The following is a 13,802-nucleotide window of genomic DNA, read 5'->3' as shown; positions in this document are numbered from 1 at the left end:
CGATTTATTTGGAGCTTGGTGACTTACAACTAAAGCTTGTTGTCGACACTTTATCGACATTGCCTTGCCCGCAGGTCGCAATCGCTTGTTGCGACATGATCGCAATTTGCTTGCCACTTTCATGATTACTTTCACTGACCGAAATACAGGCACTCAAACTCGCGCCTGCCAACAAAATACCAAGGGTAGAAATTACTTTTTTCATTATCTTTTTTCCTGAAGTTGAAGATCTTGAAGTGACACCACTGTATTGTCTAGCCACCACAAAGCGAGTGCATTTTAATCGATCTCTTAGCTACTGTGTAATAGGAATCGGCATGTCTTGCACCCAACATAAACCCAGTTTCAAAAAATCTTTGGCGAACTGCTCCCTCAATAATTCATTGGCAGTTGGCGTTTAAGCTTACTTGATTCCTGCTTTACGGCGTATGTCTTCTGGAATCGCCTCTTTATGCACCATGAAATAGATTGTCTTCATACGAATATAGTTCTTACTCATGTGCAGGTGTCCATCAAAAGGACCGCTGCTGACACCATAACTATTTTTCGTGAGGAAAAATTGATTTCCTTTTTCATCTTTACTCAGGCCAACGATATGCATACTGTGATCGTCAGTACTGCGCCAGTCGTCGAAAGCGTCTTGACGTGAGGTTTGCGTCACCTCTTTCGCCTCATCCTCCAGCACTGCATACCCTTCTTTCACATTGAAACCTTTTTCACTGGTATCGCCGCCCCACGAAATCGTATAGCCTTTGGTCAAGGCATTGTTCATGATTTTTTCCATATCATCCAACGGCACATTCAAATAACGGCTGTCGTGTGACCAGTTGTCTGGAATTTCTAAACGCATGCGTTGATAAAATGGATGATGGCTAAAGCTCGTCACTTCGACATAGTCATCGGGATTTAATTTCAATACCTGATCGCGGAAAGTTTGCGGTGTGTACAGCTTACTTTCAAAAACAAAATTCGCTGGCGGTTTTCCGATATACGCATCCAAGATGCCTTCAAACGCAGAGCGCCAAGATTTGCTTGGACGTCCTGCCTTAATCACCGCATCCAAAAATGCTTTGGTCGTAGCTGCTAATTCCGCATGGTCTAACTTCACTTCGCCTTCCTTGAGCCCAGTGTAATGTTGCTTTGGTACCGCGCCATAGCGTGCTAACATTTCCATCGCGTCGTGATTATTGCCACCTTCCCAAAAAGTCGCTTTACCTTGCACGCGCAAATAAGCATCGGCTTTTAATGGATAGGCATGGCGAACGCCAAAGACCTCAGATAGTTCGATCAGTTTTCCACCTTGACGAGCAACCTCACTCTCCATAAAAGACGCTGTAGCAAAATTCCAGCAGGTATTGGTCCGAGCCTGATCTTTCGCTGCTGTGCGCTGCGATTCATGGGTAATGGTGAAGGTTTTTTTGCTGCTAGCACCAGTCGTCACCGGGGCTTGCTGCGCATTGCTAATCAATGGATAAAAAAGTAGGACAGCGCTGAGTGTAAGAATTGGAAGCTTCATTTTTTCTTTCGCAAATCAAATGGAATAAAAGACTGACATCATAACTTTTATGAGACTAGCACAGGATCAGATCATCACGAAAAACAGAAATGATAGAAATGCAGCTAATAGGGCAATTCCCAAAATACAAAAGCCACTGGTTATTCACCAGTGGCTTTAACTCAAGAACTGAAACTAGCCATTTGCGCTTGATATTAGAACTTAAATCGCGTTACCAAGTTTGCAGATCGTGCATCGCCCGGAGCTAGACCGATATCACCTGTCGCATAACGATACCATCTTGCATTCGTTGCGTTATTCACGTTCAGCTGCACATCAAAACGTTTGCCGCGATAGTAGGCCACTAAATCCAGCACCGGTTTAGCTGGTGCCAAATTCGTATTCAATGCGTCGGCATAAAATGCATCACGATAGCTAACGCCGCCGCCGACACCAAAACCACGCAAACTAGCAGACTGCAGGTCATAGCTTGACCACAGACTGATCTGATTCTGCGATGCGCCCGGTACGCGTTTACCAATGACCGTCAGATCATTCGCATTCGTCACCACATTCACATATTTCGTATGCACAGCATCTTGATAGGCGTAAGCCAAACGCACTTGCAAACCAGTGACGGGACGCGCAACTAATTCAGCGTCCAAACCTTGCGTTTTGGAAGAGCCTATAGTGCCTGTCAAGCCATTCGCAGTCTGGAAAAAGTTCTCACGACGGGTCTCGTAAATTGCCACATTACTCGATAAAAGACCGTTGAAAAACACGGACTTTGTACCAATTTCCAATTGTTTTGAAGATTCAGGTTTAAAAGCGGTACGTCCCATTTCTGTGGTGAAATTGGAAAAACTACCGCTTGAAGCACCGATGTAATACGAGCTAGTTTCGTTGGGCTGATACACCGCACCGAGAGAAGGATTCACTTTGTGAGTACCGATCTTGGCGATTTCACGCTTCATGACTGGTGGCTTACTCTTGAAGGATTGCTGATTGCTTGCCAAAGTCGTCAAAAACGCGCCACCAGCATCGAACAAGGTGTTGTAGTCACCATTATCATCAATGGTATTGTTATCGTAGCGCAGTCCCGCGCGAAGCTTCAATTCTTTGGATACGGCGATTTGATCTTGCATATAAAGACTGGTCTGCACCGTCTTCACTTCACGACGCCAAGCCAACACTTCGTCTAATTCTGCATTGGATTTTTCAGGGAAGACAGGAGCAAAGATGTCAGCAATCGGCGCTAATAATGCTTGCTTACGGGTCGTCACACCTTCTGTCGAATTCCAGCCAGCACCAAATAAAATTTCATGTTTCGTGCTACCAAAAGCACCATTCCAAATTGCCTCTACTTGCGCCGAGCTATCTGTCAAACGATCTTTCTGGTCACGCCAAGTACGATTCACAATTTGCGTTCCAGTTACCGGATCATTTAAGCGCCAGCTTGGTACATTACGCAAGAAATCGAGATCACGCTTACCGTACGCATAATTCGCACGTAACGACCAATCTGCATTCAGAATCATGTCGTGCTTAACCATGACTCGATTGATTTCACTTACGCTCTCAGAAAATGGCGTGTAATAACGATTCTCTTGCGGCACATTGATAATCTGATGATTTCTAAACGGGATGCCGACAGAGTCATTATGAATTGTCGAATCAAAATGACGAATATCGATGGTCGTTAATTGGTCACTACCAGAGCGAATGGTAAAACTCGGCAACACTTCTATCGTTTTATTTCCATATCCGCGATAGCCATCCGTATTGGCGTAAGAACCAATCAGGCGATAATTAATATCGCTATCGATAGGACCAGTCAGATCGATCTTGCCATGATAGGCATTAAAGCTGCCAGCACCAAGTTCTAAGGTATTCGCTGCAGTCGCTGAAGGACGCTTTGTCACCAAATTCACAAAACCACCTGGCGTCCCGCTACCATATAAAGCGGAACCCGGGCCTTTCAAGACCTCGATTTGCTGAACATCAGTTAAGGTTCTCGCATAACCATTCACCGCTGGTCCGTCAGGCAAACCGTCACGCAAAAAATTCACCGGCAAACCACGCCCTAAATAATTATTGAAGTATCCGTAGTTATTGGTACTACTTTGACTCAAACCGCTGACATTTTTTATCGCTGCATCTAAGGTGAGTGCACCTTGGTCTTGCAATACATCTGCAGGGACCACACTCAGCGTGACTGGCACGTCGCGCAAGGCGGCATTGGATTTTATGCTCGCCACTTCTGTAGAAAGCTTGGCGAGAATTTCTACTTGTTGCAAAGTTTGATTGTTCTTTTCTTTTTGGCCACTCTCTTGCGCATGAGCAGAAAATCCGACGCATGCCGCGGATACCGCTAATACGATGGTACGAAATTGAAATGTTTTTGTTGTTGATGTTGCCAAGATAAATTCCCCCAAATATTGAATTTGCCTTTGTACAGGCATCACAAAATAAGCAATGCACGTCAAGGCGATCGCGCTCTCAAATTGCCGTCATGCGATTTTTTTTACCAAGTTTTCATGTAAATTCAATTTTGAAGTGAGCTTGTCATTGATGTGTGCCGACACAACAAGCAATGCATAGACATTAGCTATAGTCGGAACACCACAAAAATATGAATTTGGGAATGTGCTGTGTAGAAACACAATTCTGCAGACGCTATAAAAGCGCCGCAATTATAATGAGAAAAGTCTGGCACAGCCATGCAAAAAACAATTGATTACAATTTACGTACAAATCAATTGCATATAGATACGACTTAATTGTTCTAACTTAGTTCGCGACCAAACCATGTCAGTCCTAACAATCTAGAAGGATCAAGGCTATGCTGCAAAGTACCTGCTAGATGTTGCGCCAGGATTGACGTGTAGCGTTGATAAAACTCCAGATTATATGGACCAACACCATGCTCTGCACTAAAACAGCCTTGATAGCGCAGGACTACCAAATCATAAATTGTAGATCGGATCGCCTGCACTGTTTGGATATCGTAAGCCTGCGTCACCAAGTGTGGCCAGACCAGATTAAAGTGAAAACCACCGTCGGCCCAATGACCAAAATCCCGTGCCTCAATCCAAGGGTAATCCTTCGCAATACAAGCTAAGGCATCGGCGCGAAAAGCGACTAAAGAAGAACGCGGCATCGCTACATCAAAGGCGATGATCCGACCTTCATGGCGTAAGGCTTCACTGATCGAATGGCGAATATGCCATAACTCCGCACCACGTCCCAACACGGCATTTTGAACCACATCACCAAATAGACGCTCCAGACAGGCGTTCAAGATATCCTGCAAATCAAAACCAACATGCGTCACCGTGATACCACTGCTCAGTTCCACCAAGACACAATAGTTCGGACAATCTTCTGGAAAAAAAGGATTACTTATACTTGGAAATTGCCGCAACACCGCCTGCAAAGCGCCCCCAGAAATCCCCTCAAATGCCGACAAAAACTCACTGCAGTCACGTTCCAGCACCTGCAGAAGTTCAAGCACGGCGGCCTGATCGCGTGGCACCACCAAAGCCGTTGCCGTTTGTTTAGGTAAATAATGTACTTGCAAAACAGCACGCGTGATAATGCCGTAGGCACCGCTACTACCCACAAATAGTTGTTTCAGATCTGGACCCGTATTATTTTTACGAAGTGCGGTTTGTAGATCAAGTATTTCCCCCGCTGGCTCCATCAACACCACGCGCAAACCCAACACATTTTGTCTGACATCGCCATATTTAATTAATTTTGCGCCGCCAGTATTGGCGGCAATCATGCCACCTATCGATGGATTTGCTGCAAGATCAATTGGGAAAAATAAGCCATAAGGCAGCAGTGCCTCATTGAGTTCATGCAAGCTGACGCCGGCATCCACTTCCACCGAACGATTGATGGGATCAATTTGTATATGGCTTTTTAATCGCTCCAAACTCAAGATCAAAAAGCGCCCACTGCGATCTGGTGTACTAGCAGCGACCAAACCAGTATTCGCGCCTTGCACGATCAATGGCTGTTGGTAGGCAACACAGATGCGCACAATCCCAACCACTTGCTCATGCGAGTTAGGGCGCACCACAGCGAGGCTGACACCGTCACCATATCGAGCTCCTTTGCTGTACGCGGCACAATCACTTGCGTCAATCAATACGCCCTGCTTACCCAACAGTTCTTGGAGTTCAATGATTAGTGCGGCTTGCCGCTTTTGTTCTTCCATAGGTTTTGATGACATTGTTCTCTATTTAACCTCGTTCGCAGTCATTTTAAATATGCCTTGCGCATTTGCAGCGTCAAACCCCAAATCAAGACGAGTCTGATCACCATCGTGCATGACATCTCGACTAATGAATTCATAAAACGATCCTGGCACTATCCGCTGCACACGTTTGCCATCATCATCAAGCATGTCACGGATTACAGGATCCGCTTTAAATGCGGTCTGCTTCACCCGTCCCGATGCTGAAACCTCAACACACACTTTCATCGGGCGCCCCAAGGATTTTTGTTCTTCACTCAAGGCAAACACATCGGCAACACGATCGGTTGCATGATTAAAGACGTTACCTTCGGTCGCAATCCATGCCATTTCTGCAGATTCCTTCAGGAGCAAGGCGTAATCTGATTCTGAGATAGTGGCGTGCTGACGTGCAAAACACATCAGCAAAATCGGCAGTAGTTGCTGTGCTTGGTTCAAAGTTAGACGGCCATCTCGCTCCAACTCATGCAATAAAAAAATGGCAGCAGGTGTCAATGGATCACATGAAGTCGCCAACACACGCGTGACGGCCTCTTGAAAATCACGACTAAATCGCTCTGGATGTAACTCACTAACGAAAAATTGTGAAATATGGTCGGGATCATCTTGGTGTGCATACGACCGCCCCGTCATATTCAAACGATCCAAAGGAAACACGCCATTTAATTGAAAACCAAGCGGCCGCAAGATGCGCGTAATTGCCACCTCACCCGGTGGTAAAGCACCATTCTCCAGCCATCTCACAGTGCGCAAAGCCCCATGATCTAAGACGACTTTTTCGCCACTGGCGAAGACGTCCTCGGTATACGCCTTACCGCTCGGTACACGCTCAAGTACATCGTTGAACAACAACATATTAAGCACCTGCGCCAGCTCTGCACGTGATACCTCCCCATCGTCCCACACAGAAAATTTTGGCGATATGTGCATCAAATTCACCAAGTCGACTGTCTTCGCTTCACCTAATTGTTGCTTCAAAAGTGCCAAAATATTGTTGTTCATCATCAGATTCAATAGAGATAGAGGAAGAGATACGATTTCATGATGTGTGATCGTAATCAATTTGGCGTGTCAGGACAAAGGAGTTAAAATCAAGACTTAGTGAATTATTGGAATACATCGTATGCGTCGCAAAGTCCCGAGCCTAAATGCTTTATTAGTATTTGAAGCCGCAGCACGTCTGCAAAGCTTTACGCAGGCGGCCGATGAACTTGCTCTGACGCAGAGTGCGGTCTGCAAACAGATCGCCAGTCTAGAGGACTGGTTAGGTCTGGCGCTATTTGCAAGGGTAAAAAAACGCGTGCAATTGAGCGCGGCTGGTCGCGACTATGCGGAAAAAATCCGCCTGCATTTAGATAAAATAGAACGCGACACTTTAGAGCTGATGGCGCATAAAGAAGGCGCGGGAGTGCTTGAGCTTGCCGTGATTCCGACATTTGCGACCCAATGGTTAATCCCGAGATTGGCCGATTTTCAGCAAATGCGCCCCGATATCACGATTAATCTCAGCACAAAGACCAGTGCGTTTTTATTCCCCGACACTTTGTTTCATGCAGCTATTCACTCTGGCGACGCACACTGGCCAGGCACTATTGGTGACTATTTGATGGCGGAGGATCAGGCGATTCCAGTGTGTAGCCCCGCTCTATTGAAAAAACACCTAGGACGCAAAAAATCTGCTGGTATCGGCGAATTGGCGAGCATGCCTTTACTCCATTTAAGTACCCGCCTGGAGGACTGGCGGCGCTGGTTCGAATTGCATGGACATACGAATGACGTCAATGCTGTGAATGGCGCACGTTACGAACTATTTACCATGCTGATCGAAGCGGTAATCGCGGGATTAGGGACTGCCTTAATTCCACGTTACATGATACAAAGCCATATCGATAGCGGAAAATTAGTGGTGCCCATAGACCTAAGCTTGCCCGAACAGACCGCTTATTATTTAGTTTATCCGGAGGAAAATGCGAAGTTACCGACCTTACAGGCTTTTCGTGAATGGTTATTACGACAGACTGCAATCAAAACTGGGTAAGGAGGCAATAACTTGTTAGAATTCTTTCTAGGATTTACGTAAGAGAGTCCTAGTTCAACATCATTATGGCAAATTCACTTCACTCACTATCTATGAAAAAAATTCTCGGCTTTTCACTATTAGAAGCAATGATCGCCGTTGCCGTGATCGCGATATTGGCTGCAATGGCCTTGCCTTCGTATATTTTTAAAATCGTTCGCGAACAAATCGAGACGTCGATTCCATTAACCGACATCGCTAAAATGCCGATCGCCATATCATGGAAAACAGATAAAACGCTCCCGCCAGATAATACTGCGGCAGGATTACCACCGGCAGATAAGATCGTCGGCAATTTTGTACAAAGCGTGACCGTAGAAGACGGCGCCATCCACATGAAATTTGGCAATCGTGCCAATAAAGCATTGATGAATAAAACCTTGACCCTTCGTCCTGCGGTAATCGACGATGCCCCCGTAGTTCCTATCACCTGGGTTTGCGCCAATGCTGGTGCGCCCGCAAAAATGACCCTAAAGGGCGTCGACAGAACGAATATCGATCCACAAAACTTACCACTCATTTGTCGTTCACGCGACAAACCAAAATCTTAGAACTCAACACTGAGAACTGAGATCAATACCGCACAAAAAAAGCTAGCCAACATTTTTTGTTGGCTAGCTTTTTTATACCATCAGGAATTACCCTAAATTTTTCAGACTAATCAAACAACCAGTTAAAACTTATATTCGTAATTCACTCGCAATGCCAAATGGGTTTGTGAATTGCTCGTGCTTACTAATGAACTGCCAGCATCGATATAGGTGCTTGACGAGAAATTATCTTGATGCAAAACATTGCCTAAAGCGACCCGGAGATTCGATTTATTATCAAATTTCCAAAGGGCATACACGTCCAAGACGCGCTTTGGAATGCCATAGGTAGTTTGTTTATCAGAGATACGCACTGTTCCTGCATTCTGAAAGCTTAGATTACCGCCAAGCGTCAACGGCATATCATCCAATTTATAATCAATACCTAGATTCGCACTTACCGGAGTTTGTGAATCGAGACGGTTGTTTGGACCAGTCACGGCGCTAACATTTGAGAAATTGAAAGCCAAATTGGCGCGGAAATCAATTGCAGGTGCATCTTCGATCAATGTTCGCAATGGAAATTTAGCGTCGAATTCTATCCCACGCGTATTTGCCAAACCAGAATTGGTTGGCTTGGAAATGAAGCGATTTTCTCCAATATCGTTAATATATTTATCGATGGACGTGACGGTAAAGTCTTCTATCCGACGCATAAAAACGTTGACGCTTAGGATGCCACCATCGGTCAAATAATGCTCAAATCCGGCATCTAAACCCCAAGCCAATTCAGGTTTCAAATTCGGATTCCCCATACTATCTGGACTTGTTGCACTATTGTTTACGTTCTTGAAAAGTCGAGGAATCAAACGCCCTGTATCGGGAGCCTTATAAGTGCGTGTAATACCCAAGCGCACCTGATCATTCTTACTACCGGGAATTTTATACAGTGTTTGTAAAATCGGGCTTAATACGCTGGAGCGATTTGTAATCTCGGCATAGGAATTACCCGCACTCTTGGTTTCAATCCCTTCCCAGCGTACACCAGCATAGATAGACAAAGCTTTAGAATAATTCCATTCATCTTGCACGAATAATGCTAGACGATTGACTTTGGCGCTGTAAGCCTCATTGCTATCATTTGGCTTAATGAGCTCAAGAGAATTAGAAATAGGATTAGTCCCAATAGTAGTGAGCTCGTCATCACGAATCGCCGAATCACTGCGTTTACTAAATCCGCCATCCCAGCCTGCAGCTAAGGCATGATCTTCTACAAATGGTGCGGTATATTTGCCGCCATAAGTAAAACCGTTATCCGTACTTTCGGAACGATTATCACGGTTCAAGATTTGCTTCGTCGTTCGCGCCAACAAAAAGTTTTCACCATCACGCTGATTATAATTCGCACCAAAACGTACATCCAATTTCGCACTATCCGCTAACTTGTGTACATAGTTAAGATTGGTACGGATAGACGAACTATTTGAGACATTGTTTGAAGTTTCGTCCAAAAATAAATAATCGCTCGCTTTATCAGCGATCGTTGTCTTTACATTACGATTGGTGAAGCGATTAATGTTCGCAAAACTTTGCGAAGTCAACACATCCCCATTTGCCAACATCCAATTGATGCGCGGCGAAAGGCCTATCGATTGAAACTTACCTTCACTCTCAGTTTTGCTCGCATGAACATAACTCTTGATTGGATCGATATCGGTACGTACTTCAGTGCTGGTATCCGGACGGCCAAATTCTCCATGTGTCAAATTGCCCGAAACAGAATAAGACATCTTTCCGACCTTATCGGACAACTGCAAACTGGCATTCACGCCATACTTGCCGTTTTCTTCGCTCATGCCGACTTTTAACTCACGCTGTGCGGTAACGATGGCTTTTTTCAATACGATATTAATTGCACCAGCAATCGATTGCGTACTCAGCTCAGCAGTTGCGGCACGAATAACTTCGATACGTTCGATATTATCTGGTGAAATCGAGTCCAAAGAAAATCCTGGAGGACTAGGTTCGCCATTCAACATAATTTGCGTATAGCCAGCGCCCAGTCCACGCATCCGAACCGCACCGCCGCGACCTTGAACGCCACCAATGGTCACGCCAGGCAGACGTTTTAACACGTCGCCAATATTGGTATCGCCATAACGAACGATGTCTTCTTGCGTGACGACGATTTTGCTGGCGGTGTCTTGACGACGCTCATCGTAGCCTTTGGCGCCGCTGATTTCGACTTTTTGAACCCCAGCGGCTGGCGCTGCCTTGACTGTTGCTTGCTTAGCTTTCGATTTATCGGTCTCTTCTTTCGTCTCTTGGGCGTAAGTCGTGGTGCTATACGCAAGCAACACAGATAAAGGAATGAGAGCCAAACGGAATTGCGATGGAACTTTGAACATAAACATACCAATAATGATTAAAAAGATGCTGCTTCGACTAGGCACTTAAGGATTAAGTTCAGCCAAATACTCTGAGGGAAACACTTTGATACAAAAGCTGTGGGAAACGCAACAAATCGGTATCTTTGTGAATACTAAGTCACGAGCCCATAAAAGAGAATCCAGCTTCCCTATCAAGGAAAGCGCGGATTATACCTTGACCAGGAAATGTGCCTAGCGCAAAGGCCAGGCGCAAGAGATGAGGGACTACGCCAATCGCTGCAAAGCCGTCAATAAAGGAATACAAGCATCTGCCACTCTATCAATGCTTTGCTCACGTAGCGTATTGAGGTCAACGACAACATCCGTTTGCAAACCAGCCCAAGCGAGCAAAGCTTGGCAGGCTTCGGGATGATCAAACAGACCATGAATGTAAGTGCCAAGAATTTGATTATCTGGCGAACGAGTACCCTCTTCTTCATTGCCATTGGCACCGGTCAGCACAAAGGCTGGCAAGGTATCGCTGCTGGCATAAGTAATCCCCATATGGATTTCATAACCAGCCACCCTAGCTGTTTGATCCGCTGTGAACAAGCAATGACCTTGCACCTGTTGCAAACGTTTTTCCTTGGTTAATTCGGTCGTAATATCGAGCAAGCCTAAGCCATCCGAATCACCAGCCTTACCCTCAACGCCATGCGGGTCACTCACGATTTGTCCCAACATTTGATAACCGCCACAAATGCCGATCACCTTACCGCCATAGCGCAAATGTTTTTCCAAGACTTGCTGCCAACCTCGCTGCTTAAGAAATGCGAGGTCATCGCGGGTATTTTTACTACCAGGGAGAATGATCAAATCAGCAGCAGGAATAGGATGGTCGGGGCCGATAAACTGCAAATCGATATCAGGATGCGCGCGCAAGGCATCGAAATCGGTATGGTTGGCGATACGAGGAATGGCGGGCACAATAATCTTAAACTTGCCGGTACTATTCTGCTTCATCTGTATCGCATCTTCTGCGTCCAACATCAAGCCGTGCAGGTACGGCAACACAGCCAATACTGGCTTACCTGTCTTTTGTTCCAACCAATCGAGACCCGGTTCCAACAAGCTGATGTCACCGCGAAAACGATTGATGACAAAACCGATGATGCGATCTCGTTCGGACTGGGATAAACATTCCAGCGTTCCGAGGAAGTGTGCAAAGACGCCGCCTCTATCAATATCAGCGACCAAAATTACCGGACAATCGACGGTTTCGGCAAACCCCATATTGGCGATATCGCGCGCCCGCAAATTCACTTCTGCTGGACTGCCTGCACCTTCAACAATAATGCTGTCGTATTGCTGTTGCAGACGCGCGTAGGACGCCAACACAGCCGACATCGCCACCGTTTTATATTGATCATAATCACGCGCATCCATATCCGCACGCACTTTGCCATGCACAATAATCTGCGCACCGGTATCGGACGACGGCTTAATCAATACCGGATTCATATCCGTATGCGGAGCCAATCCGGCGGCTTGTGCCTGCAAGGCTTGCGCGCGTCCGATTTCTCCACCATCTTCGGTGACGGCACTATTTAAGGCCATGTTTTGTGGCTTCATCGGAACGACCTTGATTCCCTCGCGATGCAGTAGCCGACATAAGGCAGCAACTACGGTGGTCTTGCCCGCATCAGATGTCGTGCCTTGCACCATCAGTGTTTGAATTTTCATGAACGATTCTCGGTTAAAAACAAACGCGCTGCCGCCGCATAATTAGATGGGAAATAAGCGTGAAAATAAGTCGCTTGCAGGCTGCCAACTTGATAGATGACTTCGCCCTTTTCCTGTGTTTTCTGTTTGACCGTATGTGCAGACGCCGCCAACGGACTATCAAAAGTCGAGTAGTGAAAAGTATGTCCACGTAACTCGCCCGAACTCGTCATCCAGCTTTGCATACCTAAAGCCGCTAAGCGTTTCTGCATGGTGATCGTACCTGACAATAAACCCGCCATATTCCAAACTTTTCCGGCCTGATCAATTAAGCAATCAACCAGACTGATCATGCCACCGCATTCGGCGTAAATAGGTTTTCGCGCTTGCTGAAAAGCTGCTAAAGACTGTAACCAATCCTGCGCTTGACTCAAAGTCTCGGCATGTAATTCGGGATAGCCACCGGGCAAATACAGAGCATCTGCTTGAACAGGTATGGCTTGATTGGCGAGCGGAGAAAAATACCTTAACTCAGCACCCATCTGCTCCAGTGCCAATAGATTGGCTGGATATAGGAAAGCAAAAGAGGCGTCGCGCGCAATCGCGATACATTTGCCCGCCAATAGCTGCGGCACTTCGACAAAAGTAACTTCATCGTCAGTGAAATGCATTCTTGGTATCGCGTTCCACGCATTGATATCCAGCGAGACATCGGCCGCCATTCGATTCAAAATCTCGTCAATGCCACCAACTTCGTCTGGCAACACCAAGCCTAGATGGCGTTCGGGAAGTGCCTGGTCTTGTCGACGTAAGCTAGCTAACACCGGGATATCACGTAAAGCACTTTGTATCATGCTCAGATGCCCGTCAGAAGCAATGCGATTCGCCACCACACCCGCCAATTGCACCGGGCCGAAATCGCGCAAACCCAACGCCACTGCACCCACGGTCTGCGCCATTGCCGACGCATCAATCACCGCTAACACCGGTACGCCAAACGCATTGGCTAGATCAGCAGACGACGGCGTGCCGTCGTATAACCCCATCACACCTTCAATCAACACCAAGTCGGCTTGCTGGGCAGCTTCCATCAATAATGCACGGCAAGCTGGCAAACCCACTAACCACAAATCCAACGACAACACGGGACCACCGCAGGCTTGTTGCAACATCATAGGGTCAATGAAATCCGCCCCGGTTTTAAAAACACGCACGCGCTTACCTTGCTGCGTAAAGTGCCGCGCAATGGCAGCAGTCACCGTGGTTTTGCCCTGACCTGACGCGATAGCGGAGATCATTAATACAGGCGCTAAGGCCTTTTGTTCAATCATGATATTTTTGGGGT

Annotated in this window: 10 protein-coding genes; 2 read left to right on the top strand and 8 right to left on the bottom strand. The window is 46.4% G+C overall.

Going from position 1 to position 13,802, the window contains the following annotated elements:
• Window positions 1-4: 4 nt before the first annotated feature.
• The 5 genes from H8K52_RS15655 to H8K52_RS15635 form a co-directional block, all read right to left on the bottom strand.
• On the bottom strand, window positions 5-205 hold the full coding sequence (locus tag H8K52_RS15655; RefSeq protein ID WP_186923845.1) for a hypothetical protein: 201 nt from the start codon (window positions 203-205) through the stop codon (window positions 5-7).
• 198 nt (window positions 206-403) lie between these two features.
• Window positions 404-1,516: a C1 family peptidase gene (locus tag H8K52_RS15650; protein WP_186923844.1), complete on the bottom strand. Its 1,113-nt coding sequence runs from the start codon at window positions 1,514-1,516 to the stop codon at window positions 404-406.
• A 194-nt stretch (window positions 1,517-1,710) separates the two neighbouring features.
• Window positions 1,711-3,915 carry a TonB-dependent receptor gene (locus H8K52_RS15645; protein ID WP_186923843.1) on the bottom strand — a complete coding sequence of 735 codons (2,205 nt, stop codon included), beginning with the start codon at window positions 3,913-3,915 and terminating at the stop codon, window positions 1,711-1,713.
• 365 nt (window positions 3,916-4,280) lie between these two features.
• On the bottom strand, window positions 4,281-5,735 hold the full coding sequence (locus H8K52_RS15640; RefSeq protein WP_246464593.1) for an FAD-binding oxidoreductase: 1,455 nt from the start codon (window positions 5,733-5,735) through the stop codon (window positions 4,281-4,283).
• A 6-nt stretch (window positions 5,736-5,741) separates the two neighbouring features.
• The gene (locus H8K52_RS15635; RefSeq protein ID WP_186923842.1) at window positions 5,742-6,764 is read right to left on the bottom strand and encodes a DUF1338 domain-containing protein; all 1,023 of its coding nucleotides are present in this window, start codon (window positions 6,762-6,764) and stop codon (window positions 5,742-5,744) included.
• A gap of 118 nt (window positions 6,765-6,882) precedes the next feature.
• Here H8K52_RS15635 and H8K52_RS15630 point away from each other — a divergent pair, with 118 nt between their 5' ends.
• Together H8K52_RS15630 and H8K52_RS15625 are read left to right on the top strand one after the other, a co-directional pair.
• Window positions 6,883-7,797 (top strand): LysR substrate-binding domain-containing protein, encoded by a 915-nt coding sequence (locus tag H8K52_RS15630; protein ID WP_186923841.1) that lies wholly within the window; start codon window positions 6,883-6,885, stop codon window positions 7,795-7,797.
• A gap of 92 nt (window positions 7,798-7,889) precedes the next feature.
• Window positions 7,890-8,387, top strand: coding sequence for a pilin (locus tag H8K52_RS15625; RefSeq protein WP_186923840.1), 498 nt, complete (start codon window positions 7,890-7,892; stop codon window positions 8,385-8,387).
• Between the two features lie 122 nt (window positions 8,388-8,509).
• Here H8K52_RS15625 and H8K52_RS15620 read toward each other — a convergent pair whose 3' ends face one another.
• The 3 genes from H8K52_RS15620 to H8K52_RS15610 form a co-directional block, all read right to left on the bottom strand.
• Window positions 8,510-10,774, bottom strand: coding sequence for a TonB-dependent receptor plug domain-containing protein (locus tag H8K52_RS15620; protein ID WP_186923839.1), 2,265 nt, complete (start codon window positions 10,772-10,774; stop codon window positions 8,510-8,512).
• 246 nt (window positions 10,775-11,020) lie between these two features.
• Window positions 11,021-12,478 carry a cobyric acid synthase gene (locus H8K52_RS15615; RefSeq protein ID WP_246464592.1) on the bottom strand — a complete coding sequence of 486 codons (1,458 nt, stop codon included), beginning with the start codon at window positions 12,476-12,478 and terminating at the stop codon, window positions 11,021-11,023.
• Window positions 12,475-13,788 (bottom strand): cobyrinate a,c-diamide synthase, encoded by a 1,314-nt coding sequence (locus H8K52_RS15610; RefSeq protein WP_246464590.1) that lies wholly within the window; start codon window positions 13,786-13,788, stop codon window positions 12,475-12,477. Before H8K52_RS15610 ends, H8K52_RS15615 begins: the two co-directional genes overlap by 4 nt.
• Window positions 13,789-13,802: the final 14 nt, after the last annotated feature.

It is taken from the genome of Affinundibacterium seohonense, from assembly GCF_014284305.1.
GTDB classification, from domain to species: domain Bacteria; phylum Pseudomonadota; class Gammaproteobacteria; order Burkholderiales; family Burkholderiaceae_D; genus Undibacterium; species Undibacterium seohonense.
This window is presented reverse-complemented; position numbering and strand designations above follow the sequence as displayed.

Coding starts and splice junctions, on each gene's coding strand:
- H8K52_RS15655 (WP_186923845.1), bottom strand. CDS start 205: ATGAAAAAAGTAATTTCTACCCTTGGTATTTTGTTGGCAGGCGCGAGT.
- H8K52_RS15650 (WP_186923844.1), bottom strand. CDS start 1,516: ATGAAGCTTCCAATTCTTACACTCAGCGCTGTCCTACTTTTTTATCCA.
- H8K52_RS15640 (WP_246464593.1), bottom strand. CDS start 5,735: ATGTCATCAAAACCTATGGAAGAACAAAAGCGGCAAGCCGCACTAATC.
- H8K52_RS15635 (WP_186923842.1), bottom strand. CDS start 6,764: ATGATGAACAACAATATTTTGGCACTTTTGAAGCAACAATTAGGTGAA.
- H8K52_RS15630 (WP_186923841.1), top strand. CDS start 6,883: ATGCGTCGCAAAGTCCCGAGCCTAAATGCTTTATTAGTATTTGAAGCC.
- H8K52_RS15625 (WP_186923840.1), top strand. CDS start 7,890: ATGAAAAAAATTCTCGGCTTTTCACTATTAGAAGCAATGATCGCCGTT.
- H8K52_RS15620 (WP_186923839.1), bottom strand. CDS start 10,774: ATGTTCAAAGTTCCATCGCAATTCCGTTTGGCTCTCATTCCTTTATCT.
- H8K52_RS15615 (WP_246464592.1), bottom strand. CDS start 12,478: ATGAAAATTCAAACACTGATGGTGCAAGGCACGACATCTGATGCGGGC.
- H8K52_RS15610 (WP_246464590.1), bottom strand. CDS start 13,788: ATGATTGAACAAAAGGCCTTAGCGCCTGTATTAATGATCTCCGCTATC.